This window comes from Advenella sp. RU8 (assembly GCF_048381675.1).
Classification (GTDB): domain Bacteria; phylum Pseudomonadota; class Gammaproteobacteria; order Burkholderiales; family Burkholderiaceae_B; genus Advenella.
On sequence record NZ_JBLWIS010000002.1, the window covers coordinates 141,547 to 167,895 of the forward strand.

The following is a 26,349-nucleotide window of genomic DNA, read 5'->3' on the forward strand; positions in this document are numbered from 1 at the left end:
TTTATTTTCTGCTGTCATCATTGTTTTGATTCATCCAGGTTCTAAGTACCATTGCCACGGCACGCGGGTCTTCAGCGGCAATTTTCTTGACTACGTTAAGATTGTCTTCGTAATGATCATGCTTGACAGGGATTTCGGCCTTGGCCTGGCGCTCGGTCTCTGCCTGGCGTAATGCTGCCTGTTTCTCGGCCTGTTCCATGTTTTTGCGATCTTCCAGTGCACGGATAAGCGGTTTGAAGGCCTTGAACCAGATGAGCATGACGGCGATCAACAGGAGCAGATATTGTCCCAGGATTTTGGCCAGGGTATGTATTTCCGGATCTTTCCATACGGGAGTTTCGGGCTCTGATGAAGAGAATTCGCTGTTGACGACATTCAGGCTGTCACCACGGTCTTCAGAGAAACCCACGGCTTCTTTGACCAGGGCATTGATTTGCTGCATGGTTTCGGGTGGAAGGGGAGCCACTTCACCGTTTTCGTTTTCCCGGAAATTAACCACAACGGCTACTGACAGGCGCTTGATGGCGCCGACCGAATCCTTGACATGGCTGATGGTGCGGTCCAGCTCATAGTTGATGGTGGCGTTATTGGTTTGGCTGCTTGGGTTTAGCACCGTCGTGGCGGTATTAGCCGTGGCATTGGTGCCGGGCGGGTTTTGTATGGGGGCGGTTGCAGGGCCAGGCGGCTCATTAGATAGTGCACCGGGTATGCCCATGGGCTGGCCAATGCCGGCCTGGGCCGTGCGGTTGGTTTGCTCGCTGCGGATCGCGGCTTCGTCGGGTTTTTGGTTGGGGCGATAAACTTCGGAGGTTTGTTCGCGCTGGGCAAAATCCAGACTGGCACTGACTTGTGCATGGACATTGCCACGGCCCACGACTGGCACCAGAATGGAAATAATGCGGGCAGTCAGGCGTTGTTCCAGTTCATCGGTAAATTTAAGATGGGTCTGGTTGGCGCCAATGCCGTCAAGGCCGGCGCTGGAAGACAGCAAACGGCCATTTTGGTCAACAATGGAAACGTTGTCGGCTGTCAGGCCTGGAATGCTGGAGGCAACCAGCCAGGCAATTGCGGCAATTTGGCCATCGCCCAGGCTACGGCCAGGACTCAGGTTAAGAAATACCGAGGCTGTTGGCAGCTTGCGGTCACGCACAAACAGGGTTTGCTTGGGAATGGCCAGGTGAACCCGGGCGCTTTCCACCGAATTCATGGCCTCGATGGTGCGGGCCAGCTCACCTTCAACGGCACGCTGGTAAGTAACCTGCTCGGCAAACTGACTGGCCCCAAACTGCGGGTTGTCCATCAGCTCAAAACCCACGCCGCCACCTTGGGGCAGACCCTGCTCGGCCAGCATCATACGGGTTTCATGCACCGTGTCGGCAGGCACCAGGATGGCAGAGCCGTTTTCATTGAACTGGTAAGGTACATTCAGCTTTTCAAGGGCAGTAACAATGGCGCCACCATCCTTGTCTTGCAGGTTGGAAAACAGCACCTTGTATTCGGGCCCGCGCATCCATAGCAGGCTGACAACAATCAAGGCAACCAGGCCCGCTGCAGCACCCATTAAGACCGGGCGTGGCAACACAAGCAGGCGTTCCACCGCAGGGAAACGGGCAGCAAGTTTTTCCATGACGCTCATGCCTGTCTTCCTTTAAACCAGAAGGCAGCAGGAATCATGCAAAGGGTAAGGAATGCCATGAATAAGGAAGCTAAGGCGGTGGGTTCAATAATGGCCATGGGAAACAACAAAAGACACTTATCCAGTTAAACTTTTTCAGACACGTATTATCACCCACCCGGCGGTAAGGCAATCAGGGGTTAAAGCGGGGTTTTTTGGCTTGTTCGCGCTATTGAAATGGATTGGCAGGCGCTAAGATGCGTTTATTTGCAAATTAGTATAGTCAGGATATTCTCATGCAGCCCATATCTCCCCTTGCCATTTCCGGCATGAACACCTTGCAGCAACAGTTAAAGGAAATGGCCAATGGAGCCAAAGCCGGCGCGGTTTCAACGCCATTGGGGGGCATCCAGCCGATTGGCGTTCAGCCGCTGGAAAGCACAAAAACCTCATTTGCCAGCGAACTGGACGCGGCTATCAAAAGCATCTCGGCCACCCAGCAGGCTGCCAGTACCCAAGCAGAACAGTTCCTTTTGGGTAAACCGGGGATTTCATTGAATGACGTCATGATCGACATGCAAAAAGCCAGCATTGGCTTTCAAAGTGCCATTCAGGTAAGGAATAAACTGGTTCAGGCCTATCAGACGATTGCTAGCATGCCGATATAATTCCCCTCCTCCGGAGGGGTGGCGCAAAGCGCCGGGGTGGTTCTAAAACAACCAAGGTACCCATCGAAGTCCCAAGTTGGTTCTAAAGCAACCAACGCACCGACTCAGTTTCTTTCCAGCCCCGCTTCCAGCGAATAAATCCAGGCCAGCAATTCAGCCACCACCGTATACAGTTCGGGTGGGATTTGCTGGTCCAGGTCCACCTGCAGCAGCATGGCCACCAGCTCTGGTGATTCATGCACGGGTACGTTGTGCTGTTTGGCCAGTTCAATAATGCTTTGCGCAATATTACCCATGCCTTTGGCCACCACCTTGGGGGCGGGGTCTGTGGCGTGGTAGGCCAATGTGACGGCTGTTTTGCGCGTTTCAGGTGAACCGGGCTTATTCATGGCATATCCTCTTATTGTGCGGTTCTTTTAAAACAGACCAGTTCATCACACTTCCTTTCGCCCCTGTTCATTAGCCTGCAGTTGCCCCTGTTTGTCAGCCTGCAATTGCCCCGGGTCGGTGAATACTTCGAAGGAATGGGTTTGCAGGCCCAATGCTTGCAAACGGTTGGTGAATTCGGGCATACGTTGTAACAGTAACGATGCGGTGCTTTGATTATCCTTCAGTTTGGGGTTGTCGATAACCTGATACTGTGCCTGCACGTGACTGTTAATAATTTGAATCATAATGCGTATTTTTCCCAGCAAGGGCAGGCTTAATGTTAGCGTGGTTGACCAAGGAGTATTGGCCTCGCTCTCTTCACGACGTGCAGATTCGCTGCCGGTCTTATTCTGTTCATCTTCGGACCGGTTGGCGGGGTGCTGGGCGGCAAAGGCTTGCGGGTTGTCCTTCTGGATTTCCCAGGTCATGGCGGCACCTTGCCAGGCTTCGCCTTGCCATACAATTCGTTGTTGCTGGTGCATTTCCAGCTGCTGCTGAACCAGACTGGCCAGGGCGCCAGACAATGGTGGCGGGGCAGGGGCTGCTTCTGCCTTGCCTTGGGTAAGGGCCGATAATATTGATATTTGCCGGCTAACTTGCTGTTCTGCTTGTTGTTCTTTTAACAGTAGTGCTTTGGGGTGGTTGGCCAGTTCTTGTAAATTGCCATTGCTACGTAAAATGCGCCATAAAGTGGCTTCATAAGACAGGCCTGGCCGGGCAATTTCACGGCTTAAGGTTTCGCGAATAATTGACGCAAACAGGCTGGAACCCAGTGCCCGCAATGCCTCGTCTTTTAAGGGTATGCCAGCGCCGGCTGCCAGCGAAGCCGCGGCGCCTGAAGAAGAACCAGCAGCCGAAGCCGCCTGTTCGGCCGGACGCGACAGAAACGACAATAATTCTTTGGGGTTTTTGGGGATAATAGGAGCGTGGTTGGGATTGCCTAATGGCGCTGCCTGTTCGGGTATTTGCCCTAGCAGGGTCACTACACTTTTTGCGGCATTGCTCCAACGGGTAGACGTTGACTCTACCGGGTTGCGGGTCGTGGTTTCTGCTGTCTTGCTGCCTGCCTGGCTAACTGCCTGCTGGCTGCCGGTATTGCTGATAGGCATACCCTGTAAAGCAGTGCGATGCCCCAGCGTTGCCTGCACACTTTGCGCCACCGCCTGGAAATTGCCTGTTTGCAAATGCGCCTTGGTGGCGTTTTCAAGCGCCTCGGGTCGTGCTGTTGAACCGGTTGGTAAAACCGATTGCCGGCTACGCGCCGACTGCAGCTGCCCCTGGGCGGAAAGGGTTACACCCAGCGCGGTTTCCAGTCGTTGTACAAGAAGAGTGCTTAAGCTGCTTGATGACATAAGGCATGCCTACCCCGCCAGCTTAATACCAGTATAAGCCTTGACCATTTTCTTTTGCTGGTTACGCATATGCAGCAATTGCGACAGCCGTTTCATTTGAGGGGAAATCGCATCACGCACCGCGGCGTCATGCATAAGCACCTGGCGCAGCAAATGGGAGCAAAGCTCCTTTTCAGCCTTGTTGCCCGGCTGAAAATTAGCCTTGTTGCGAAGCACTTCCACTTCATGCACATAACTTTGACCCAGTGCAAGCGTGGCCTCCCAGTTTTCCTGCCGGGCAGCCTCTTCCATTTGCTGGGTAATGCTGACCAGCTGCTGGTAGGCTTCCACAACACAGCTATTGCACTCTGGGGGGAAAGGTCCCGTGGCATTGGCCGGGTAAGCCTTGTTGCATTCTGAAGGATAATAAGTCATTTTAATATCTTCTGGTCTAATAGTAGTAAACCAAATCCCTATTTACGGGGCTTATTAGCGGTGGCTGTTTTCCAGGCATCGGTAATATCGGACAACATTTTTTCAACGGTATCCAGGTGTGATGCCTCTTGGTTCACACTGGCCAACAACAGCTGCTGCGACATTAATCTGAAACTGAGAATCATGTTCTTGGCCACCTCGCCGGCAGATTCATCAATACCCGGAATAAGGCCTGAATCAATAATGCTGATGGCCTTGGAAATGTTTTCACCACGTTTGGCAATATCGCCATTCTGGAAATAAAGCTTGGCCTTCATAACGCAAGACTGGGTAGCTTCCAGCATGATGGTGATCAGTTCCTCGGGGGAAGCGCTAAGCACTTGTGTTTCAAGCCCTATTTTTGCGTAGGCCTTGGCGGGATCCTGGTTTTTGGCAATGGTAGTTGTATTCATGGTATGAAAAAAAGCCTTAAAAATCAATCGTTATTTCTTGCTGTCACTATTCCAGGCAGAAAGTTGCTGGGTTAAGTAGGCAGAGGTACTGTTCATTTGTGCAACCAGAGAATCCAGCGCGGTAAATTGGGCCCGGTAGCGTTCCATCGTGGCTTCAATTTGCGTTTGTTTGCGTTCATATTGCGAATCCAGTTCTTTAATTCGCGATTTGGTACCGTTGCTGGCAGAGGTAACAATACCAGTGGTACTGCTGATCAAGCCTGTGGTTACGTTTTGTGTATACGTGGCGATGCCATTGGTTTTGTCCTGGAACAGCTTGGTAATGTCGTCACGGTTTTCTGCCAGGGCTTTATCAAACTTGGCTTCGTCCAGCTTAATAGTGCCATCGGCCTGGGTGCGAATGCCCAGGTCTGACAGTGTTTTAAACGCACCGCCATTGCTGCTTTGGAAATTCATAATGCCGCTTAAGCGGGTTTGTGCCGTTCGGGCTGTGTTGTCGCCATTCAGTACACTGCCGCCCGCACCTTCGGTATAGGCTGTGCTGCTTTTAATGAACTTCTGGACATTGTTATAGGCCGTAATAAACTCGTTGATGGCGGCTTTGGTTTTGTCATCGTTGCGTGTGACCGTTAGCGTTTGTGCTTCGGTGTCTACCTTGTTTAAATTCAGGGTTACGCCCTGAATCACATCTTCCAGCTTGTTGGTGGCCTGGGTAACATTAATTCCGTTAACCTCAATGACAGCATCGGTGGCGGCCTGTTCAGTCATGCCGGTTTTGTTCAGCAATGTGCCCAGCTCAGCGTTACCTTCTACGGTAATATCATTAATGGCGGCCTGCGTGCCGGTGGCGGTGGTGCTTATCATCAGCCGGTAAGGCGTGCCAGAACCGTCATTCATGATGCTGGCGCTAAGCCCAAGCTCTTTGTCGGCATTAATCGCTTTGGCAATATCCTGAAGAGAGGTGCTTTTGCCGGTAAGGTCCAGCGTTTTTACTTCGCCGCTTTCCAGCTTAAATGAAACCACGCCACCCGTGCCATTTGCAGCGGCTTTGTCGGCCACGCCATTGGCAATGAGCGTTTGGGTAGATGCCAAAGATTCCACTTTAATACGGTAACTGCCAGCCACCGCAGAGATGCTGGCACTGGCTTTAAAGCTTTCCCCTGTTTGGCTGGCCGTGTATTGGCCAAAAGTGGTGTCGCCTTCAAACGCCTTGGCCGCGGTTTGCAGCTTTTCTATGGCGCTGGATAGCTGGCCATAGGCAGACAGGCGCGCGTTTTCAGTGCTTTTACGCTGGGTAATCGTGCTTAATACGGATTCTTCGCTGGTACGCAGGCCGTCTAGCAAGGTAGATAAATCTAAACCTGAACCAACGCCAATGCTGGAAATATTAGCCATAATATAAATTGTGTCGTAACGTTGAGGATTATTTCCTGAAAAGGCAAAAGGTAACGCTGTAATAAAAGTAATATTGGCCTGAATATACAAATAACCTGATGCCAGCCTGGTGAACAGACAGATAAATAACCATAATTAGCTGTTTCTACAGAAGTTAACGGCAGGGTTTTGCCATTCTTTAATGGCATCTTGTGTTTACCTTAACCCTGTATATATAGAAACGGCAGAATCATTAACAAGACTACCAGACATCATGTCAGATAGACACGGTTTGCAAAGCAACAATTACCCGTCAAACCCGGCCTAGTTCTGGCCATTGAATGCAAGCAAAATCGTTAATAATGACAAAATGTATACCAACCACATTCATCGTGCATGAGCAAGGCTACGTTACCAACACCCTCTATAGAGCAGATATTGCGCGAACACGCACCCATGGTGCGTAGCATTGCCCTTAAAATGATGGCCCGGCTGCCAGCTAATATAGAACTGGATGACCTGATCCAGGCCGGCATGATTGGTCTGCTGGACGCCGCTCAACGTTTTGAAAACACCGGCGCCGCGCAATTTACCAGCTATGCCAATACAAGAATACGGGGCGCCATCACCGACGAACTGCGCCGTCAGGACTGGTTGCCACGTACCCTGCGCAGCAAAAACAGCAAAATCCAGAAAGCCATTAGCCAGGCTGAAAAAAAGCTGGGCTATGAACCTGGCGACGAAGAAATTGCCGAAGAACTGGGTATTTCCGTAGATGCCTATCGCGAACAGTTGAGTGATGTGGGCACGGTACATGTAGTGCATTACGAAGACTTCAGGTTTAACAGCGACGAAGATGAGCGGGAAAATAACCAGCTTGATAAGTTGATAGGGGGTACCGATGAATACAACCCACAAGCAGCCTTGTTAAATGAAGAATTCAAACAGACCCTGGTTGAGTGCATTGGCAAACTGCCTGAAAGGGAACAGCTGGTGCTGTCTTTAATATTTGAGCAGGCCTTGAACCTGAAAGAAATAGCTGCTGTGCTGGAGCTGACCGAGGGCAGGGTATCGCAACTGCGTTCGCAAGCCGTGTTAAGACTGCGTGGTATGTTGAAAGAAGCCTATTGGGACCAGTTACCGGAAAATTTTTAATAAAAAAATAAAAAATAATTAAAAAATATTAAAGAAAAAAAAACAGGGGCCGTTAATAACACTATAAACCAGCAGTAAGCCTTCAAGACAAAGGTGAAATGACTTGGTTTTTCTTGAAGTGATCTTATTTTTTCGGAGTGTTCCATGTCTGTAATTAATACCAACTACCTGGCTCTTGTTTCTCAGAATAACCTGACAAAATCCCAAAATGCATTGGGTTCTGCGATTGAGCGTTTGTCTTCCGGCTTGCGCATTAACAGCGCCAAAGACGACGCTGCTGGCCAGGCAATTGCCAACCGTTTCACTGCTAACATCAAGGGTTTGACTCAAGCTGCCCGTAACGCCAACGACGGTATTTCTATTGCACAAACCACCGAAGGCGCGTTGAACGAAATCAACAACAACCTGCAGCGTGTTCGTGAACTGACTGTACAAGCAGCCAACGAATCCAACTCTCCTGATGACTTGGCATCAATCCAGAAAGAGATTACACAGCGTTTGGATGAAATCCAGCGTGTGTCTGACCAAACCGAGTTTAACGGTGTTAAGGTTCTGAAAGAAGGAGTTGAGGGTCTGAAAATTCAGGTAGGTGCCCGTGACGACCAAGTAATTGACTTGGAGTTGAAAGCAATCAACCCCGAAAAACTGGGCCTGAAAGGATTTACAGTTGTTGAGGGTCTTGATATTACTAAAGTGGGCGGTAGCGCACCAAATGTAGTTACTGGATCTGTAGCTGCTGTTACCACAGGTATGACTAAGCCTACTGTTGACGTTGGAACTGGTGGTTCGTTCGGCGCACTTCAAGTCAATGCTGATGGTGAGTATTTTGCTGAGTACACCGGTGGTACTGATAGTGCTGGTGACCCTGCTGGTAATGGTTGGTATAAAGTTACTGTCGCTGATGATGGTACTTTAACCGCGGCGACAACTGCAGAAACAGGTATTCCAACAGGTTTGCAAGCAGCTCCTACCGTTCCAACTAAAGGAGCAGCTTCTGGTGTTGATGCTGCAAACCTGCGTGCATATACTGGTACCGCAAATGATCCTGAATATGTAATTGTTGAAGGCACAGGTGCTGATGCTAAATATTATGCAGCAAACGTTGATGCTACTGGTGCGGTTACCCGTGGTGCTGAACTTGCAGTTGGAGAGAAAACAGCAGATCCTTTGGCTGCTCTGGACAAAGCTTTGCAAAACGTTGATGATTTGCGTAGTGATCTTGGTGCGATTCAAAACCGTTTCCAATCTACAATCACCAACCTGAACAACACAGTCACCAACCTGTCTGCAGCCCGTTCACGTATTGAAGATGCTGACTATGCAGTTGAAGTTTCCAACATGACTCGTGCACAGATTCTGCAACAAGCCGGTACTTCTGTTCTGGCCAAAGCCAACCAGGTGCCACAGGGCGTTCTGTCTCTGTTGCAATAAGCCTGAAAAGTCCAACAGGTGGGTGTGCCTGCCTGTTGGTTTGGTCTTATGCAAAAATCGTCAGTTCTGTATGTTCAGGGCTGGCGATTTTTATTTTTTTATTAGGAGCCTCAATGTCAAAGTATGTGAATCTGTATGAGCACCTTCAACAATCAGAGCAAAGCAGTTTAAAAATGTCATTTGCGGACATAGAAAAATTAATAGGAATTACGCTACCAGAAAGTGCTTATAAATATAGAACTTGGTGGAGTCCTTCTGAAACTCATACAGCAGCTCGTGGATGGGTGAAATTGGGCTGGAAAGCATCCGTTAATATGAGTACTGAGTCAGTGGTTTTTTTTAAAACAAGTGGCTCGGTTGATCATCGTTCATTCTGGTGGGTGAATAGTGGGGTTTCACATAAAGACCAGGTTTCTGGCGGATATATCTCTTGCCCTATTGTGAGAGAAAATGATATTCAAAGGCCAACATGGATAAATATTAAGTATGTTCAAAAAAATGATGTGATATTTTCTTATGCGCAGCAAGAAATTAAAGCTATAGGCATAACACAAACAGATTGCTATGAAGCTAATATACCTAAAGAGTATCAAAAAATTCATGGAGAGCGATGGGAGGTTAAAGTTGAGTGGTTTGAATTGGAAAATGGCTTTAAACCTAAAGATTTTATTGAGCAGATATTGCCATTATTACCTGAAAAAAATTCCCCATTAAGAACGCACGCAGATGACCCATCAAAAATAGGTAATGGGAATCAAGTTTATTTATGTAGCATATCGCCAGATTTGGCTTCTCTTTTGTATAAATTAGCTTATCACGAAGATGCAGGTGTCATTGAAGAGATAGTAGCCAGTGAAATTGAAAAAGAAAAAATTTCAAATACAGAGAAAGAGTCTTTAATTAAATCTCGTTTAGGTCAAGGCAAATACCGCTCTGAATTATTGGCAATCGAATCAAAATGCAGGGTTACAGGTATTGCTGATGAGCGTTTTTTGATTGCCAGTCATATAAAACCTTGGGCGGTAGCTTCGAATTCCGAACGTTTGGATCCAAATAATGGTTTGATGTTGGCTCCACATATAGATGCCTTATTTGATAAGGGTTTGATTTCTTTTTCAGATAACGGAAAAATGCTTGTCAAGGATCAGTCTGTTCAAAGTGTATTATTAAGTTGGGGAGTTGATTATAAAAAGAAATTTGGCAGGTTTAGTCAGGAACAAGCGCATTATCTTGATTATCATCGACGAGAGTTGTTTGGTTTTTCATGAAATCAAGTATTTGGGACTTGAAAACTATAGCAAAAGTGTCTGTTCTGTGTGATCAATTGCAAAGGCGTGATATCCATACTCATTCCCATGCTCCGAGTGGGAATGCATTCCAGCCGCTGCCATTTGTTAAGACAGATTGGCGCTGTACATATTCTCAACAGTCAATATGTTTTGTGAATAAAATTAAATTATAAAAAATCAATAAAGCATCATCTAAAAAATGTAATTTTTTATTAATTTATTTATTAAATATTAAAGATTCAACCAGATAGGTCGTTAACAAACAGCGTAAACTTACCCTAAAAAGGCACAAGCCAAAACAAGAGATTTCTGCCATTATCATCTTTGATGGAGGAAATCATGAAACGATCCAAATTTACAGAAGCCCGGATTGTGGCTATTTTGAAGTTGGCTGAGCAAGGCATGAAAGTGACGGATATTTGTCGCGAGCATGGCATCAACAACGCGACTTATTACTAGTGGAAAAACAAGTACGGTGGCTTGGAGGCATCAGATTTGAAACGATTGCGGGACATCGAGGTAGAAAATGTTCGTCTAAAGAAAATGTATGCAGAATTGGCTTTGGAGAACGCAGCGATCAAAGATTTGCTGGGAACCCGAGTTCGACAGTTTGCCTCTAACCATTTGATTTAAATGAAAAAATAAAATTCCACTACATTTTTAGATGTCTTGACTGAACTCTAGAAACAATTCACAATAGAAGTATATTCAAAGAAGATAACAGAAAATCGATAAAAAATTGATTTGTAGTGGAGCGTTTTTAAAGCGATTCATTAAAAATCAATCACTTACATTTCTAACTGTCGAACTCGGAGGGCCTGGATGTTAAGTTATAACGAGGAACGACCCCATGAGGCGTTGGGAAACTTACCACCCAGTGAATTTAAACGACAGTTGGCAGCAGAAGTCTCTAGTTATGAACTGTGCGCTTGACGGTAAGCTTACGGTGTGTAGAGCTTAAAAAAATATTTTCTTTAATAAAGTTAAATGTAATGGAATTGTAAAAAACAAACCAACAAAAAGAGCAACAAAAGCTATTAAGTGAATGTATAGAAAAACAAAATTAAAAATAATAAAAAAAGTAAACTTAAAAATTTTATTCATTTATGGCAAACTGGATGTATTTAAAATTAATTCAAAAACATCATTAATTGATTCAAGATCGAGATGCTTGTAAAAAGTTTCTGACGTTTGACCTGAAATTAATTGAATTCTATCATTTGATATTGATGGATCTAAACAATATAAAAAAATTTGACCTAAATTATCATAAAAGTATTTTGTGCCATCAGAATCTTGACCAAAAAGAGTAATAAGATTGATATTCAGTGGTTTTTTTACACCATTAACTATGCACTTCTCGGAATAGTCAGATTTAATAAAATCAAGCTCTTCTTGTATCATTTCATTGGTCATAAAAAGATACTGGATGTTTTCAAAAATACCTGGATTGAGAACCTCTACGATAACACCTAATTCTTTAATGAAAGTACTATGCTGAGTATTAAAAAAATCGATTGAGTGAGATGTATCAACAACTTTTGTTATAAATAAAGGTTTATTCGATCTATAGCAAATATTAAAAAATCCTTCAGAAGAAGAAAATCTTAAAACAGTTATCAAATCAGGCTCGCCAAAATCTAGATCAAAAAATTTCTTAATGCTTATGGTTTTTTTATCATTAAAATCTTGTCCATTATAAAATATACTTTTCATATAAGTCACCCAAATATTTTCTTAATTTCGCGAACTAAGGCTGTGCCAGAGTATTTTACAGAAAGCTCATTTATTTTAGCTCTCTTATAATTATTGCAGGGACCACACATTGCCTGAAGGTTTGTAATTGCATTGCTTCCTCCAAATTTTTGTGGAATAATGTGATCTATCTGTATTTTACTTTTAGGAAATATTGAATCACATCCTGCACATTTAAAATCATCTTGAGGGTATCTTGAAAAATATATTTCTCTATAATTTGAACCAACTAAACTATTAACAGTTTTTTGGGCATGCTTCAAAAAAAAATCCAACATATTTATTCCTACTTGTTTTTAGTTATGACTTTAAGTCAAAAATATAGTAGGACACAATATATCATCAATCACTTAAATTGTCGTTCCTAATTTATCCATTTTGGCTGGAAATGCCCCCCTTTGGCAGGATAGTTGTCACCCTCCCATTTCAACCAGACAGGTGGTAAAGGACACTCCTCATGGTTCGTTATTCACATGAACACAAACTAACCGTCTTAAAAAATTATTGCCTCCCTATAAACTGACCGTTGCCAAACTGCCCCGTCAGGAAAGTAGTAACGCTCAGCCCAGTATCGTATTGACAGATTGACGCTTGTTTTTTACAGCCGCACTCGCTAGGGCAATAGCTTGTCCATTCGAATAACTGGATAATAAGCAATCACCGATATCACATGATGGAGTTACAAGCTTTCCTTTCGGTGGAGTTATTGTTAAGGCTATCTGCATTTAAATCCTTAATGAAAAGACGGCGAGACAAACGCTAGATGGCGTAGTGCGTATGTACGTTTTACATCGGAGGTATTTGCTCGAAACGCTTCAATGGTCTACTATTCTACGCTATGAATAATTAACCGCAAAACGCACTTACACTTAATGTAAGCGTTTATGTGAGTTATTTTAATATTTAAAAGCACCGCCAGCTACTCCCTAAAAGGATGCAGAATGACTAATGTAAACGTTTACCTTCGTGAAAATCTCGGCTCTATTTCCCGTAACTTATCCGTTGCTCCAAATATAAATGAAAAGAAACTCAATAATGCAGTGAAAGCCTTGGGGTTTACTGGAAACCCCTCCACAGTAGTGGCTTTTTATGACAACACCCTGTTTGGGAGTGCTAAAGAGGGGATTTTATTCACAGGTGAGCAACTTATCTTTCGACTAAGTAGTGTTGGTACGTTCAGAGTGCCCTTTGCTTCCATTGAGACTGTTGAGTATGTTGAGACAGTTAGCGGAAGCAAAGGTGAGAAGATTGAAAGGTCATTACTTATCCGACGTAAAGATGATGCTGACATTTCTATTACTGGCTTGTTGAATTGTGATTACCGTAAGTTGTCAGAGGTTCTTCAAACATGTGCTCAGGATTTCACTGAGTTTAAAGAAGAACGTCAGCTCATCCCAATCGATGAATTAGAAGAGCTTCTAAAAATAGCTTATGTCCAAATTGTCATCAATGCAGCCTATGACAATGACCAGGTAATCGATGACAAGGAGTTCGCCGAAATCCTGCAATTAATGACACGACTGAACTTAAGTTCTGATACTCGTTTCACATTACGAGCCTATATGTCTTCCAGCGAAGAGCATATCCCCTTGGAAAAATTGCTTGAGCACCTAAACACTCACAGTCCTGTCGGACAAATAAAGGCATTGCATATTTCCTTAGTCAAAGATTTGATCAACCTTTATTACAGCACAGATGAGCGTGATATCACTCAATTTGGGTTTTTGCAAAAAAATCGAACATTGTTGAAGGTCAGCGATGAGGAAATCGATCTGGCTGTGATGGCAATCAATAACGATTACGATATGCTCAAAGATGACATTACAGATGACCAAATTGTCTCCGCTCTCAAACTGCTCTCAGCAAAAGCGGTGGCAGTTGGGACACCGCTGGCAGCAGTGTATCTATCAGGATCAGTCGTGGGAATGTCTGCTGCCGGATTAACCTCCGGCCTGGCAAGCTTGGGGATGGGTGGGTTGTTCGGTATGTCCGGTATGGTAACAGGTATTGGCGTTGCGGTGTTGATAGGAGTAGGGGCATATGCCGGTGTCCGAAAAATGACTGGAGCCAATGAGCTCAGTCGTTTTAAGCGCCGCGAGCTCATGCTTAATGAAATAATTAAACAGACACAATTGACTATTTCTTTAACAATGAAAGATATTAATTTTGTTACCCTTAAACTCAACGAATACATTGAAGCTCACGGAGCACAAAGTTTAAAAATTAAGCAGTTAGCTAAACTGATCTCCAAAATGACAAGCGCAGGTACAGTCCTTACTGAAAAGACCAATTTAGCGCAGGCCAGCATTAACAAAATTAAATGTGCCCAGTATATGGATGAAAGAAAACTTCGCTCACTAACCCGAGAACCAACAAAAGCAGAATTATATGATTTTATTATGGGCTTCTACGAGGAACGCTCAGTAGTGATAAGTAAAGGCGATTCTGAAGAAGAAAAGGCTGAAATCAAGCTTTGTATCAAACATGGGTGTAGCGCCAAAGAGCTTGAAAGCTTAGGTCAGGCGTTTGAGGCTATTGGTTACTTTAACGTAGGTGATGTACTGCGAGGTACAGCCGCTGATGCAGTTGAGAAAGCTCGTGAAAAATTTGGTGGTATTTTTTCATGAGTAAAAAAGAGATGCTTTACGACCAGGCAAATTTGATGCGGGTCCAGAAACATCAGCTTGAGCAATCCAACATGCACTTGGACAGAATGGTTAGTGCCCTCGATACAATAAGTCATGATCAGAATATTGACAATGATTTACTTGATCGCTTATTGGCCCAAGCACAAAGCATTGTAGATTCACAAGAGGTTGTGTTTGTCGTTGAGGAGAGCGAAACGCCTTTTTACGATCACAGTCGGACGGAATCATCAGCTACGCATCAGCCTACACTGCAGCCATTCGAAATGCTCGACATTGTGGAGATTGACGCCAAGACGGATTTAGCGGGGTTGCTAGCTCAAATAGATAGTTACGCAGACCGTCAAGGAATTGCATGTAACAAAGACCCTTTTCGCGGTTTGATGACCGATAGTCAGCGCATTGCACTTGAAAAACGTATCAGGGATGATTTCACTCTCAAGACAGCTAACTGCGACAAGTATGATTATATGATCTCTGGTACTTGTGGCTTGATCGGTGGTCTGGTAGATATACTTTTTGTCGGTGTGCCAGGCAAGGGAGTGCTTGGAAAATGGGCTGATGAACAGACTGATAACGCCGTCAAGGGCTTTGCTAGGTTAAACGGTTGGAAAGGCCCGGCTGGTAGTGCTAACGAGACCGCAAGTGCTATTGGTTTTCTTGAGCGTAAGTTCAAGGTTAACTATGATCATGCCACTTCTTCTGCTACTGGTGGGGCAGTGAAGAATATGTCGATGAGTAACCACCACGTTAAAAGCTTGGGGCACTCGCCCGACTTGTTAGGTTTGTTTTTTTCAATTCTCGATCAGTTTAGTAATACCGCACACTTCGTTGATAAGGGTAGACTGATCAGCATTAATACTGAGAATTTTGAGCTGAGTGGCAGCAACTTGGTAGCCAAGGTTTTTGCTGGTTTTATGAATTGGTTAGGACACCTTTTCTCTGATATGGCGGGTTCTTCCGGTGGGCGCGGCAAAATAGATGCAGGTCGTGGGTCTGGCATACCCATTCCGTTTTACTCATTACTGCAGTTTATTAACGTCGGATCATTTGGTAAACATCGCCAGACTTTTTCAACAATTGCAGTAAAAGTGTTCGAGCAGGGCTACGACATGAGACATGGGTTGGCTATGGCAATACCAGTGCTAATCACCGAACTTATGACTCGGGCAATGTGGGTTGTAAAGCAGCGTTTCTATCACGAACAGGAGTGGCGCGATTGTATTCCTTCCGCTGGGAATCCCGAGCTGAGAAGAATGTTGCTGATTGGACATGGCACGTTATGCCTTGTGGATGGTACTGACGCCGCCTTACGCTCTGGGGGATTTGTCGTTGCGTTTCTGGTTCAAACCAACTTGATCGCCTGGGTTCGATTCGGTTCACTAGGATTAAAGGAGCTCAAGGCATACTATGCAAAAGGCTTTTTGGACATAGATGCCATTGATGAATATCTTGACAAGGAGTATGCCCGTATGCTTGGGAAATAAATTTGTGTGCGTTTCTTTATATGCCAGTTCAAGCTTGTATATACTCTGAACCCGGATACTTTGACCAATTATGAAAAGAATATTCTCCGTGTGGTGCCAGAGCAGGTTTACATCTCCCATGTCAGTACTGGTTCGGGCAAGTCCAATTCGATTGCCTGGCTGGCCTTGCCCGTTGCCGTAAAGGCGCCTGAAGTGCTTCCATTTGCGCAATACTGACAGGCTGGATTTTAAATAATGCCATGACTTCCTGCTCAAGTCGCAAGGCATAAACGACTTTCATGAAGTTAAGCATTGTGCCTTGGCCGGTACTTTCAAGCTTTTTAATGGCAGATTCAGACACGCCACTTCGCACCGCCAACTCTTTTTGCCGGATGTTTTGGCGCAGGCGATGTTCGCGTAAACGCTCGCCTAATTCAGCCAGTATTTCATGTTCAGTTAAAATCATAAGAGCCATATATACACCTCTTATTATATTATATCTCATATAAAAGGTTTATTTTAGCCTTTTATTTTGATAGATATTTTTCAGGATTGCGCCCACGCGGAGCATGGAAGCGAGAAAATGACAAGCGTAAACCTCATTCCCACGATCCCGCGCGGGCAGGCACATGCTTGCTGCTCATCAGGTGTGTAAGTTTTACACCTCATTCCCATGCTCCGCTTGGGAATGTCAGGGTGTTGATTTTATTTTTAGTAATAAATACTTTTTACCGGATGTATTTCACGGTGCTGGCGATGATTTTGATGCAATCAAGATTGCATTTACGCTAATGAATAATATAATAGGCGATAGATATTTGTTTTTAAATTTTAAATATTATTTCAAAATTTAGTAATGCTACATAAGGAAAACCATTGACACCAGCAGCATTTGAAACCCTATACGATTCTTACAGAAAATAATACCGCTTTTTTTAAAGTTGATGATGGCTAATGCGAACAGCCATGATTGGGGAAAGCCGTTTTATCCGTACATTCGGGAAAATGAATAAAACGCTGTAATAATCTATTTTTAATGTTTTAAGTTAAATTAATGTAAAAAAATAATCGGGTATTTATCGTGAAAAATCCATTTTTAAATGGCCTTGCCATACTTGCGCTTTTGTTTTCAGCCTCAGCCGCCAATGCCAGTAATGGCAATATTGTTTTTAGCTGCTTTACAAAAAACAAGAAAGAAATAAAAATAGTTCAAAAGGGTAATAAATTTACCTATTCCTTTGGGAAAATTAATCTTAAGCCCGATATTTCACTTACCCGGCATGAAAGCCAGCTTATGACTTATGCCTGGACAGGTGTTGGTAAAGATATGCCTTACGGTGTTACTTTCCAGAATGGCGAGTATTCATATACCGTTTACGAAACCATAGCAAGAGATTACGCTGAGGATGAAGTGCAGGTTGAATTGCTCAGGGGTGTTTATGTTGAAAAAAATGGCAAAAAAATCGCAGATATCCCATGTTTACACGGTGATGCCATTTACTCTGATTTACAAACAATCGCAGAGACTTATTCTTCAAATTAGGGCACTTGCGAAGGAATGGATAAAGACGCTTAATCAATAATTGAATATTTTTTATATAAAGAATGACAATGAATAAGATGAAAAAACTATTGGGTTTACTGGCAGTTGCGGCAATTTCTGCACCTGTGCATGCGCAGGCGATTGATTTTTGGCATTCAGACACTGTTTGGGCAGGTCAGGGCATGTGTGCCGCCTCTTTTACGTTTGATAGTGGTCCTTTGTCTGACCTAATACAAAACCTGCAAGTAACATTCAATGCGGTTGATGCCAAGAATAAGGCCGTAGATACGGTAACATTGGAAATAGATGCTTTGGGTGGAAGTGAAGCAAACCGTTATGCTTCTGCAGGTTGGGAAAGTGAGCATGCCTGTGATTCAGACTTGCGCCTGCAAGTTATTTCAGCCCATGCGCTTATTGATGGACAACAGCAGGATTTGTTGGCCAAAGGGGACATTGGCGCGCGGGCGTTCATTCCTTTTCAAATAACCATACCCGCCCCGCGTGCTCAACCCAATGCCAAAAGTACAATTGATTAGCTTCCGTATGGTGGGGAAACTGCCATGATAATGCCGTTGCCGAAAGTTTTTTTCAGCTGTTAACGCGTGAACGTATTAAACGAAAGATCTACAAAACACGAGAATTGGCACGGCAAGATATCTTTGGCTACATTGAAATGTTTTACAATCCAATCCGTCGACATAGTCATGCAGCGAATCTTTCGCCTGTGAACTACGAACGGCAATACTTTTCCGAAGCAACAAACTATCTATGAAAGCCTGGCCGATTCAAATGGTGCTTTTCCAATTATTAACACTACTTAACAGATAATCGCCATATTACTCACGAATCCCGTTGTTAAAACGCTTCAGAGTAAAACTAATTGCATTTTTTAGGCTTATCATTAAGACCACTAAATAAATCTTTGTTAATACAGCAGGTAGGTAAGTTCAAAGTTTGTTTCAAAACTATTTTTAATGAAATAATAATAAATTTTGAACTGTTTGTGGTGGAGTCAATATGAAGTATATCTACCCTTGTACTCGATGTGGCTTGTGCTGCCAGCATGTTGATCGCTTGGATGAAACGCAGTTTCTAAACCGTGGTGATGGCATATGCAAGCATTATCATGAGCTTGGCAGGCGTTGTGAAATTTATGACGAACGACCGGAAATTTGTAGGGTTGAGTCTGTATATAAAAAACACTATGCCAAATTCTATGACTGGGATCAATACGTAGAGATGAATATGAATGCTTGTCTTGGGTTACAGCTAGAAGAAAAAAGTAAGAAATAATGTGGTAATTTCACGTGTATAGGCACTGGTGGTTGAAGGGGGGTAGATCCTCATGTCTATGGCTGGATATATTAATATTGGCCGCTTACTGTTAAAGAATGGTTTTTGCAAAGAATTTCAACTTCATATTACCTGAAATCGGGAGTATTAATTTAATGGCTCGTATTTTTTCTTTTGATGATGTGATTCCTGTTGTTGATCCTTCAGCGTATGTGCATCCTTCTGCCATATTAATTGGCGATGTACTGATTGGGCCTGCCTGTTACGTTGGGCCAGGTGCCGTATTGCGCGGTGATTTTGGTCGCATTCAGTTATTGACAGGTGCAAATTTCCAGGATAACTGTATTGCACACAGTTTTCCTGATGCTGATGTTATTGTGGAAGAAGATGGCCATGTGGGTCATGGTGCCATTTTGCATGGTTGCAGGGTAGGGAAAAATGCGATGGTAGGTATGAACTCAGTCATTATGGACAGGGCTGAGATTGGTGAGAATGCTATTGTGGGGGCTATGTCTTTTGTGAAGGCTGCCATGAAAATCCCGGCAGGGCATTTGGCAATGGGGTCGCCAGCCAGTGTTGTTCGGCCATTAAAGCCTGAGGAAATTGCCTGGAAAAGCCGGGGTACCCAGGTTTACCAGCGGCTGGCACTTGAATCCAGACAAACCACCAAAGAGGTTGATGAGCCGTTAACTAGGGCTGAACCCGGACGCCGGCGAGTTCGGGCCCCTGAGTATGATCCTTTGCTGATTGCCCGGATGAAACAGAAAGTGGGTTTGCCTGAGTGATAGCATTTATGTTTTAGGCCGCGGGCAAGTTTATTTGCGCCAGCCGTACCATTATCCAATAATTCATTAACAATATTTCAGCGGCATTTGGAAAAAATGCCTTTGCCACCGCCCGCATTTTAAATTTGAATCACAATAACCACACTTCTTTCCGGCAACTTACAGTATAATCCTCGCCTTCGCAGGAGAGAGGGACCAGCCCGCTGCATGCCCCCTGTGTCAGGAGAATTGTCACTGTTTTCAAAGGCATTTTCTGGCTCGTTCCCATGCTCCGTGTCACTGCCATTAAGTTAAGCATTTTTTGAGATAATAAGCGGATTTGATTGATCGTTGAACATGGCTAAAAAAGCAGGCAATTGAAATTACCCAAGAGCGGCTTGAAGTGAATAGCTTCAAGCACCGTCACCGGCAGAGCGACAAAGCGTTCACGAGGGAGCGTCGCCTGTCCTTCGCGTTGCTGGTGGTGTTGATCATGAGGAATAGCGTGAAATCGTTACAAAACGTCGTCAATGAGGCGATGACGTGGCAGGAGCAGCCACCCGTGACCGCCAGCGCTTATTCGCAGGCGCGGTATAAACTGAAACACACCGCCTTTATCGAGCTTAACCAGGACGCCGTCGTGCAAACGCAGTACGGTGATGGTGATTACCTGCGCTTTTGGGGTTTCCGGGTACTGGCGATCGATGGTTCCAGGATCACCATCCCGGACAATCAAGCCATGCGCGAAGAATTCGGCACCATTGCCTGGGCGAACGGCCTTATGCCTAGGCCTCCGTGTTGTACGACGTACTGAACCGGGTCTGCCTAGAATCGCTACTGACTGACACGGCGCAGACCATGCGGGATACCAAATCCACGCAGTATCCGCAAACGGTGAACCGGGCGGGATCGTTCAACGCGATCAAAAACCGCGCCACCGTCATCTGCCCCGTAAAAAGCCATCATCAAGGAGACAGTCGAACTTTCATAAACGACAGAAAAAACATTGTTTTTAAATGGATTTTCCTTAACTTAATGGCAGTGACGCTCCCGCGTGGTAACGCCCTCCTTCAAGCAGGAGGCAACACATGTATCAATCCAACGGTAAACTCATCTATTCCCCCAGCGATTTAACCACGTATATGTCCAGTCCGTTTGCGTCATGGATGAACCGGTGGGCGCTGGTGTGTCCGGAAGAGGCCCCGCAGCCCGATGAAGAAGACGCTTTAAATACTATGTTTGCTGATAAAGGCTTGGCCCATGAAGCGGCCTTATTGACCCATTTTCAGCAGCAGGGTTTAAGCATCGTGGATATTGCCCAAGACAATACCGGTGCCCATAACAATATCGCCCGTAAACTGCAGGCTACCCAAACCGCCATGCAAAACGGGGTTGATGTCATTTACCAGGCGGTGTTGCAGCGCGATCCTTTCATTGGTTATGCCGATTTCCTGATGAAGGTGCCTGGCCAAAGCCGGCTGGGCAATTATCATTACGAGGTATGGGATACCAAGCTGGCGTCAGTCGTCAAGCCGTCGTTTGTGGTCCAGCTTTGCTGTTATGCCGATATGCTTGAGTCTTTGCAAGGGAGGCGTCCCGAACATATTGTCGTGGCCTTGGGCAATCAGGAACGTGAGCGGTTGAAAACCGATGATTATTACTATTATTACCTGGCCCTGAAATCCCGTTTTCTGGCCGAACAGGAAGCTTTCAACCCCAATGCCATGCCCGATCCGGCCGATTCAAAAAGCCATGGTCGCTGGTCTGGTTTTGCCGAACGGCTGTTACAAGACAATGACCACCTTTCGCTGGTGGCTAATATTACCCGTTCCCAAATCAAGAAGCTGAAACGGGCCGGTATTTCAACTTGTCAGCAACTGGCGCAGGCAAGTATTGCGCGTGTGCCAGGGTTAAGTGCCGAGGTCTTGGCCAGGTTGCAGGCACAGGCCAAAATTCAAAAAGCCAGCGATGGGGCCGAACGCCCCTTGTTTGAAGTATTGCAACCTGAAGATGCACAAAACCCGGCTGGCCTGATGCTGTTGCCACCGCATTCAGACCTGGATGTTTTCTTCGATATTGAAGGGTTTCCGCTGGATGAGGGCGGACTGGAGTATTTGTGGGGCTGTACGTATTTTGATGAAAACGGCCAGCGCCAGTTCAAGGATTTCTGGGCCCATAATAGGGAGCAGGAAAAGCAGGCTTTTGAAGGATTCATCACCTGGGTGTATGGGCGCTGGCAGCAAGATCCGCACATGCATATTTACCATTATGCCAATTATGAAATTGCCTCCTGTCGCAAGCTGATGGGCAGGTACGGGGTGTATGAACACGAAGTGGATCAGTTGCTGCGCAATGATGTCTTTGTGGATTTATACAAAATCGTGAAAGGCGGTTTGCGGGTGGGAGAACCGCGCTATTCCATCAAGAATATCGAGCATCTTTATCGTGGCAAACGCGATACGGCGGTTGGCAGTGGCGGCGATTCGGTGGTGGTGTACGAGCAGTGGCGCAATCTTAACAGGCTGGGGCAAGAGGGGGATACCTGGCAAAGCTCGGCTATTTTGAAAGATATCCGTGACTACAATATTGATGATTGCAATTCCACGCAAGAACTCACGGTATGGTTGCGTAATCAGCAGGAAAATCACGGCATCGTGTATGACGGCCAGCTTGAGCTGATAGAGCCCGATGTGAAAGAGGAAGTCACGCAACGCATTCAGCTGCGTGACCGTTTGCTGGCACGGGCCAAAACCGAACCGGAAGCGCAGGCCCGTATCACTGAAAACCTGGCCTGGATATTGGAGTTTCATCGTCGGGAAAGCAAGCCGGTTTTCTGGCGCTTGTTTGATCGCCTTGGCCTAAGCCATGATGAGCTTGAAGACGATATCGATTGCCTGGCTAATTGCCAGCGTACCGGTCGTGAGCCATTCAAGCCTGCAGAGCGTGCCCGTAACCTGGCTTATGAATATCATTTTAATGTGAATCAGGAATTCAAGATTCCGCGCAGTGACAGCATGTATCTGCTGGGGAATGAGAGACGCAAAGTCAAGATTTTGCCGGACGACTCTGATTTTAAAAATGGTCGGGTGGTGGTGCAGGCCGGTTTTGATCCGGGTGAGGTGATTTCCCTGATTCCCGATGAATTTGTCAACCCCAGCGTGATCCAGAAGGCGATTGATGAGGTGGTGGGTTGTTATGAAAAGGGCGAATTGGCTGACTCCGCCATTCTGGGGTTTTTACGGCGCGATATGCCCAATATCAAGGGGCACCGAAAGGGAGAGCCCATTGTGACGGACATCACGCCAGCGGGTCGCATGGCTCAGATAATCCAGGCTGTGTGCCAACTGGATAGCAGTTATTTAACCTTGCAGGGGCCGCCGGGGGCAGGCAAAACCTATACGGGCAAGCATATTATTGCCGAGCTGCTGAAACAGGGAAAACGTATTGGCATTGGCAGCAACAGCCACAAGGCCATTAATAATCTGTTGGTGGGGGTGGCCGGCTATTGCCGCTCGGAAGGTATTGAAGCGCGCTATTTTTGTACGAAAAATACCGGAGATGAAATTGAGAATAACGGTATCGAGGTGATCAAGAATGATGGAATTTCAGCGCATTTGCAGGCGCCCGCCTGCGTGGTAGGCACTACCGCCTGGGGATTTTGTCGGGATGACTTGGCCGGGCGCTTTGATTATTTGTTTATTGATGAAGCCGGCCAGGTCTCGGTGGCCAACCTGGTGGGCATGAGCCGTGCCGCCCAAAATATCATTTTAATGGGCGACCAGATGCAGCTGGGGCAGCCTTCGCAAGGGTCTCACCCGGAAGATAGCGGTTTGTCGATCCTGGATTACCTGTTGCATGATTCGCCCATTATTCCGCCTGGCATGGGGGTGTTTCTGGATACGACATTCCGCATGCATTCAGCCGTGAATGATTATATCAGCCATGCCATTTATGAGGGGCAGCTTAAAGCCGATGTGGCCAACGACCGGCAGCGCGTGATGGTGCCAGACAATGATGATGGTTCGTTAATGCCGCCGTTAACCCGGTTAAGTCTTGAAGCCGGCCTGGTGTTTGTGCCAATGGCACACGAAGGCAATACGCAGGCCAGCGAGGAAGAGGTGGAGGTTATCACACAGCTTGGCCATGCGTGTTTACAGCGACGGTTCAGGGCCAAGGATGGCAGTGAGCAGCAAATGGGCTGGGAAGATATCCTGTTTGTGGCGCCGTATAACCATCAGGTGAACAAGCTTCAGCAGGCACTGGGCCCGGCTGCGCGGGTGGGCAGTGTGGATAAATTCCAGGGGCAGGAAGCCCCCGTTGTTTTTTTCAGCCTGTGTACCAGCGATGCCACCGAATCACCCCGCGGGATTGATTTCCTGTTTGACATCCACCGCATTAACGTGGCCATTTCCCGCGCCCAGGCATTGGCGGTCGTGGTGGGCAATGCCAGCCTGTTAAGTACAGAGGTCACTGACATTGCGCAAATGAGCCAGGTGAATGTGCTGTCTCGTTTGGACAGTTACGCTAGGCCGGAATCTGATCTTTCTCATACATCCATGCCATGCCTTCCATGATCTGATCGGGTGTCCTTTCCTTAAGGAAGGCGTTTCGCAGGTCGCGGGTGGCTTTTGTGGCGTGGTAGGCTTGCCCATATAAGCGTGCGGTTTGCTGGATACGGGCGGTGCGCAAATAACGGGCTTTGGCGTATGAGTCAAACGCTTTGCTGAAGTCTCCACCTGAAGCCTGGACGTGTTTGGCCAGGCAAACCGCATCTTCCATGGCCATACAGGCGCCCTGTGCCAGGTATTGCAGCATCGGGTGTGCGGCATCACCCAGCAGGGTAACATTGTCTTTGGTCCAGTTGCCAACCGGGTCACGGTCACATAACACCCACATACGCCAGGATTCGATTTTTTCCAGCATGCCCATCACTTCCGGGCGGGCACCCTGAAAGCGTGCTCTCAGTTCTTCCGGATCTCCATAGGTATCCCAACCTTCGTCATACTTGTCGCTATGAAACACCGCGACCAGATTGAAGACATCCGATCCTCTTAACGGGTAGTGCACCAGATGAAAGCGGGGACCCATCCAGATCACCATGGCATGTTTCCGGTTGGCTTCGGGAACCTGGTCAATAGGTAAGACGGCCCGGTAAGCGATATGCCCTGAAACCCTTGGCTTGCCATCGTTAACAATACTTTGCCGTACGGTAGACCACAGGCCGTCGGCACCGATCAGGGCGGGTCCGGTATGTGTTTGGCCATCAGAGGTGGTGACGGTAACGCGCTTGCCATCTGAAACATGGCTTTCCACTTTACTGGATGCTGAAAGGGTGACTTTCCCGGTATCCCGACAGGCCTGCAAAAGAACGGCATGCAGATCTGCACGATGAATCAGGCCATAAGGTTTCCCAAAGCGCTCCGGATAGAGCTCACTGACGGGCAGGCGCAAGATTTCTTCACCACTAATGGCGTCCATGGCGATGATATCATCGGGAAAGACGGCAAGCTTATTGACTTCATCGCTAATGCCCAGCTCATCAAAGGTGTAGAAGGCGTTGGGGCCCAATTGGATACCGGCACCAATTTCCTTGATTTCATCGGCCTGTTCAAATACATGACTTTCTTTGCCAATGCGGGCCAGGGCCAGGGCTGCTGCTAAACCGCCAATGCCACCACCGGCAATTAAAATTTGATCGTTTGATGCTTGTTTCATACAGTCTCCATGGTTGTAACATTAACAGCGATTGCTCCTACACCTTCCAGTTCCATTTCTATGAGGTCTCCGGGTTCAACGGGACCAACCCCTTCTGGCGTGCCGGTAAAGATCAGGTCACCGGGATTGAGGGTGTAAAAAGAGGAAGCGAACTCGATAAGGTGAGGAATATCAATCACCAGATCTTTCGTGTTGGCGTTCTGGCGTTCTTCACCATTGACGGTCAGGCGAAACGCCAGTGATCCGGGGTCGGGGATTTCATCTGTCGTTACCAGCCATGGGCCCAGCACCGTGTAGGTGTCAATGGATTTGCGCATGCTGCGCTCTTCCGGACCACGGGTGGTCATGTCCAGACCGGCACAGTAGCCGGCAACGTATTGCAGGGCATCTTTGGCCGCAATATTGCGGCCCGTCTTGCCAATCACCACCACCACCTCGGCTTCGTGGTCGTTCCGGCGCTCCGGGTGGGCAAGTTCTACGGGTTGCGATACACCAATCAGTGAGCTGTTGGCTTTTAAAAACAGGCCCACCCGCTGAATTTCACCAATCTGGTTGGCGTGGTGTATTTCTTTATCAGCACGTGCTTCTTCCAGGTGTTTCAGGTAATTGACAGGGGCGGCAATAATTTTCCCCGGGTTGGCAACAGGAGTCAGCAATTGAACGCCCGTAAGCGCTTTCTTTGGCGCCGTTTCCATTAACTGCATGAGTTGTGGACGCAGGCTTTCCAGGTTGGCGATTAAAAGATCGTGGTCGGGAAAGGGGTAAGCGTGTTTGGGTAGCAGTGCCAGGGCGGCACTGACATCATAAATATCATTTCCCTGGACAACGCCCAGTTGATTGTTGTCAAAACGGCAAATTCGCATTTTTTATCGTCTCCTTAAAGAATGTTGTTAGTATTCATGAATTTAATTATTGGTTCAATAAATTGAAATTTATAGTTGGTATTGTATTTAACAATAATATGGGTAAAATTGGTGGGTGGATTTTGA

At 46.3% G+C, this 26,349-nt stretch carries 26 protein-coding genes and 2 pseudogenes; 16 read left to right on the plus strand and 12 right to left on the minus strand.

Annotated features, from left to right (window positions below):
- Nucleotide 1: 1 nt before the first annotated feature.
- Nucleotides 2-1,636, minus strand: coding sequence for a flagellar basal-body MS-ring/collar protein FliF (gene fliF, locus ACM5Q9_RS03185; RefSeq protein WP_418143279.1), 1,635 nt, complete (start codon nucleotides 1,634-1,636; stop codon nucleotides 2-4).
- Between the two features lie 275 nt (nucleotides 1,637-1,911).
- On the opposite strand from fliF, the gene fliE reads away from it, so the two are divergent.
- Nucleotides 1,912-2,283, plus strand: a complete 372-nt coding sequence (gene fliE, locus ACM5Q9_RS03190; RefSeq protein ID WP_418143280.1) for a flagellar hook-basal body complex protein FliE — start codon at nucleotides 1,912-1,914, stop codon at nucleotides 2,281-2,283.
- 104 nt (nucleotides 2,284-2,387) lie between these two features.
- Here fliE and ACM5Q9_RS03195 read toward each other — a convergent pair whose 3' ends face one another.
- The 5 genes from ACM5Q9_RS03195 to fliD are packed head-to-tail and all read right to left on the minus strand — an operon-like array spanning nucleotide 2,388 to nucleotide 6,325.
- Nucleotides 2,388-2,672, minus strand: coding sequence for an EscU/YscU/HrcU family type III secretion system export apparatus switch protein (locus tag ACM5Q9_RS03195; RefSeq protein WP_418143281.1), 285 nt, complete (start codon nucleotides 2,670-2,672; stop codon nucleotides 2,388-2,390).
- Nucleotides 2,673-2,717: 45 nt separating this feature from the next.
- Nucleotides 2,718-4,064 carry a flagellar hook-length control protein FliK gene (locus tag ACM5Q9_RS03200; RefSeq protein WP_418143282.1) on the minus strand — a complete coding sequence of 449 codons (1,347 nt, stop codon included), beginning with the start codon at nucleotides 4,062-4,064 and terminating at the stop codon, nucleotides 2,718-2,720.
- A 9-nt stretch (nucleotides 4,065-4,073) separates the two neighbouring features.
- Nucleotides 4,074-4,478 carry a flagellar protein FliT gene (locus ACM5Q9_RS03205; RefSeq protein ID WP_418143283.1) on the minus strand — a complete coding sequence of 135 codons (405 nt, stop codon included), beginning with the start codon at nucleotides 4,476-4,478 and terminating at the stop codon, nucleotides 4,074-4,076.
- Nucleotides 4,479-4,516: 38 nt separating this feature from the next.
- Complete coding sequence (gene fliS / locus ACM5Q9_RS03210; RefSeq protein ID WP_418143284.1) at nucleotides 4,517-4,930, minus strand: flagellar export chaperone FliS; 414 nt, start codon at nucleotides 4,928-4,930, stop codon at nucleotides 4,517-4,519.
- Nucleotides 4,931-4,960: 30 nt separating this feature from the next.
- Nucleotides 4,961-6,325: a flagellar filament capping protein FliD gene (gene fliD, locus ACM5Q9_RS03215; protein WP_418143285.1), complete on the minus strand. Its 1,365-nt coding sequence runs from the start codon at nucleotides 6,323-6,325 to the stop codon at nucleotides 4,961-4,963.
- A 375-nt stretch (nucleotides 6,326-6,700) separates the two neighbouring features.
- Between fliD and ACM5Q9_RS03220 the strand changes: the two genes are divergently transcribed.
- From ACM5Q9_RS03220 to ACM5Q9_RS03240, 5 genes and pseudogenes are all read left to right on the plus strand, one after another.
- Nucleotides 6,701-7,459, plus strand: coding sequence for an RNA polymerase sigma factor FliA (locus ACM5Q9_RS03220; RefSeq protein WP_418143286.1), 759 nt, complete (start codon nucleotides 6,701-6,703; stop codon nucleotides 7,457-7,459).
- Nucleotides 7,460-7,603: 144 nt separating this feature from the next.
- A complete protein-coding gene (locus ACM5Q9_RS03225; protein WP_418143287.1) occupies nucleotides 7,604-8,890 on the plus strand; it encodes a FliC/FljB family flagellin in 1,287 nt (428 codons plus the stop codon).
- A 113-nt stretch (nucleotides 8,891-9,003) separates the two neighbouring features.
- A complete protein-coding gene (locus ACM5Q9_RS03230) occupies nucleotides 9,004-10,158 on the plus strand; it encodes an HNH endonuclease (protein ID WP_418143288.1) in 1,155 nt (384 codons plus the stop codon).
- 360 nt (nucleotides 10,159-10,518) lie between these two features.
- A pseudogene (locus ACM5Q9_RS03235) lies at nucleotides 10,519-10,770 on the plus strand (transposase); the annotation flags it as partial.
- 201 nt (nucleotides 10,771-10,971) lie between these two features.
- Nucleotides 10,972-11,112, plus strand: coding sequence for an integrase core domain-containing protein (locus ACM5Q9_RS03240; RefSeq protein ID WP_418143632.1), 141 nt, complete (start codon nucleotides 10,972-10,974; stop codon nucleotides 11,110-11,112).
- Nucleotides 11,113-11,283: 171 nt separating this feature from the next.
- Here the strand turns inward: ACM5Q9_RS03240 and ACM5Q9_RS03245 are convergent, their stop codons facing one another.
- Complete coding sequence (locus tag ACM5Q9_RS03245) at nucleotides 11,284-11,895, minus strand: hypothetical protein (RefSeq protein ID WP_418143289.1); 612 nt, start codon at nucleotides 11,893-11,895, stop codon at nucleotides 11,284-11,286.
- A 5-nt stretch (nucleotides 11,896-11,900) separates the two neighbouring features.
- Nucleotides 11,901-12,212 carry an HNH endonuclease gene (locus ACM5Q9_RS03250; RefSeq protein ID WP_418143290.1) on the minus strand — a complete coding sequence of 104 codons (312 nt, stop codon included), beginning with the start codon at nucleotides 12,210-12,212 and terminating at the stop codon, nucleotides 11,901-11,903.
- Between the two features lie 663 nt (nucleotides 12,213-12,875).
- On the opposite strand from ACM5Q9_RS03250, the gene ACM5Q9_RS03255 reads away from it, so the two are divergent.
- Together ACM5Q9_RS03255 and ACM5Q9_RS03260 are read left to right on the plus strand one after the other, a co-directional pair.
- A complete protein-coding gene (locus ACM5Q9_RS03255; RefSeq protein WP_418143291.1) occupies nucleotides 12,876-14,561 on the plus strand; it encodes a hypothetical protein in 1,686 nt (561 codons plus the stop codon).
- On the plus strand, nucleotides 14,558-16,066 hold the full coding sequence (locus ACM5Q9_RS03260; RefSeq protein ID WP_418143292.1) for a hypothetical protein: 1,509 nt from the start codon (nucleotides 14,558-14,560) through the stop codon (nucleotides 16,064-16,066). The genes ACM5Q9_RS03255 and ACM5Q9_RS03260 overlap by 4 nt, the downstream gene beginning before the upstream one ends.
- A gap of 121 nt (nucleotides 16,067-16,187) precedes the next feature.
- Here the strand turns inward: ACM5Q9_RS03260 and ACM5Q9_RS03265 are convergent, their stop codons facing one another.
- Nucleotides 16,188-16,520 carry a helix-turn-helix domain-containing protein gene (locus ACM5Q9_RS03265; RefSeq protein WP_418143293.1) on the minus strand — a complete coding sequence of 111 codons (333 nt, stop codon included), beginning with the start codon at nucleotides 16,518-16,520 and terminating at the stop codon, nucleotides 16,188-16,190.
- Nucleotides 16,521-16,674: 154 nt separating this feature from the next.
- Between ACM5Q9_RS03265 and ACM5Q9_RS03270 the strand changes: the two genes are divergently transcribed.
- From ACM5Q9_RS03270 to ACM5Q9_RS03300, 7 genes and pseudogenes are all read left to right on the plus strand, one after another.
- Nucleotides 16,675-16,899 carry a hypothetical protein gene (locus ACM5Q9_RS03270; protein ID WP_418143294.1) on the plus strand — a complete coding sequence of 75 codons (225 nt, stop codon included), beginning with the start codon at nucleotides 16,675-16,677 and terminating at the stop codon, nucleotides 16,897-16,899.
- Nucleotides 16,900-17,126: 227 nt separating this feature from the next.
- The gene (locus ACM5Q9_RS03275; RefSeq protein WP_418143295.1) at nucleotides 17,127-17,588 is read left to right on the plus strand and encodes a hypothetical protein; all 462 of its coding nucleotides are present in this window, start codon (nucleotides 17,127-17,129) and stop codon (nucleotides 17,586-17,588) included.
- A 68-nt stretch (nucleotides 17,589-17,656) separates the two neighbouring features.
- Nucleotides 17,657-18,124, plus strand: coding sequence for an IrmA family protein (locus ACM5Q9_RS03280; RefSeq protein ID WP_418143296.1), 468 nt, complete (start codon nucleotides 17,657-17,659; stop codon nucleotides 18,122-18,124).
- Between the two features lie 14 nt (nucleotides 18,125-18,138).
- Nucleotides 18,139-18,360, plus strand: a pseudogene (locus ACM5Q9_RS03285) (IS3 family transposase); the annotation flags it as partial.
- Nucleotides 18,361-18,605: 245 nt separating this feature from the next.
- Nucleotides 18,606-18,881, plus strand: a complete 276-nt coding sequence (locus ACM5Q9_RS03290) for a YkgJ family cysteine cluster protein (RefSeq protein WP_418143297.1) — start codon at nucleotides 18,606-18,608, stop codon at nucleotides 18,879-18,881.
- Between the two features lie 155 nt (nucleotides 18,882-19,036).
- Complete coding sequence (locus ACM5Q9_RS03295) at nucleotides 19,037-19,666, plus strand: transferase hexapeptide repeat family protein (RefSeq protein ID WP_418143298.1); 630 nt, start codon at nucleotides 19,037-19,039, stop codon at nucleotides 19,664-19,666.
- 382 nt (nucleotides 19,667-20,048) lie between these two features.
- Nucleotides 20,049-20,459: a hypothetical protein gene (locus tag ACM5Q9_RS03300; protein WP_418143299.1), complete on the plus strand. Its 411-nt coding sequence runs from the start codon at nucleotides 20,049-20,051 to the stop codon at nucleotides 20,457-20,459.
- 20 nt (nucleotides 20,460-20,479) lie between these two features.
- Here the strand turns inward: ACM5Q9_RS03300 and ACM5Q9_RS03305 are convergent, their stop codons facing one another.
- Nucleotides 20,480-20,611, minus strand: a complete 132-nt coding sequence (locus ACM5Q9_RS03305) for a hypothetical protein (RefSeq protein ID WP_418143300.1) — start codon at nucleotides 20,609-20,611, stop codon at nucleotides 20,480-20,482.
- A 122-nt stretch (nucleotides 20,612-20,733) separates the two neighbouring features.
- On the opposite strand from ACM5Q9_RS03305, the gene ACM5Q9_RS03310 reads away from it, so the two are divergent.
- Nucleotides 20,734-24,219, plus strand: coding sequence for a TM0106 family RecB-like putative nuclease (locus ACM5Q9_RS03310; protein WP_418143301.1), 3,486 nt, complete (start codon nucleotides 20,734-20,736; stop codon nucleotides 24,217-24,219).
- Here ACM5Q9_RS03310 and ACM5Q9_RS03315 read toward each other — a convergent pair.
- Both ACM5Q9_RS03315 and ACM5Q9_RS03320 read right to left on the minus strand, forming a co-directional pair.
- Nucleotides 24,170-25,360: a 3-hydroxybenzoate 6-monooxygenase gene (locus ACM5Q9_RS03315; RefSeq protein ID WP_418143302.1), complete on the minus strand. Its 1,191-nt coding sequence runs from the start codon at nucleotides 25,358-25,360 to the stop codon at nucleotides 24,170-24,172. The genes ACM5Q9_RS03310 and ACM5Q9_RS03315 overlap by 50 nt on opposite strands.
- Nucleotides 25,357-26,223: a fumarylacetoacetate hydrolase family protein gene (locus ACM5Q9_RS03320; protein WP_418143303.1), complete on the minus strand. Its 867-nt coding sequence runs from the start codon at nucleotides 26,221-26,223 to the stop codon at nucleotides 25,357-25,359. Before ACM5Q9_RS03320 ends, ACM5Q9_RS03315 begins: the two co-directional genes overlap by 4 nt.
- Nucleotides 26,224-26,349 lie beyond the last annotated feature (126 nt).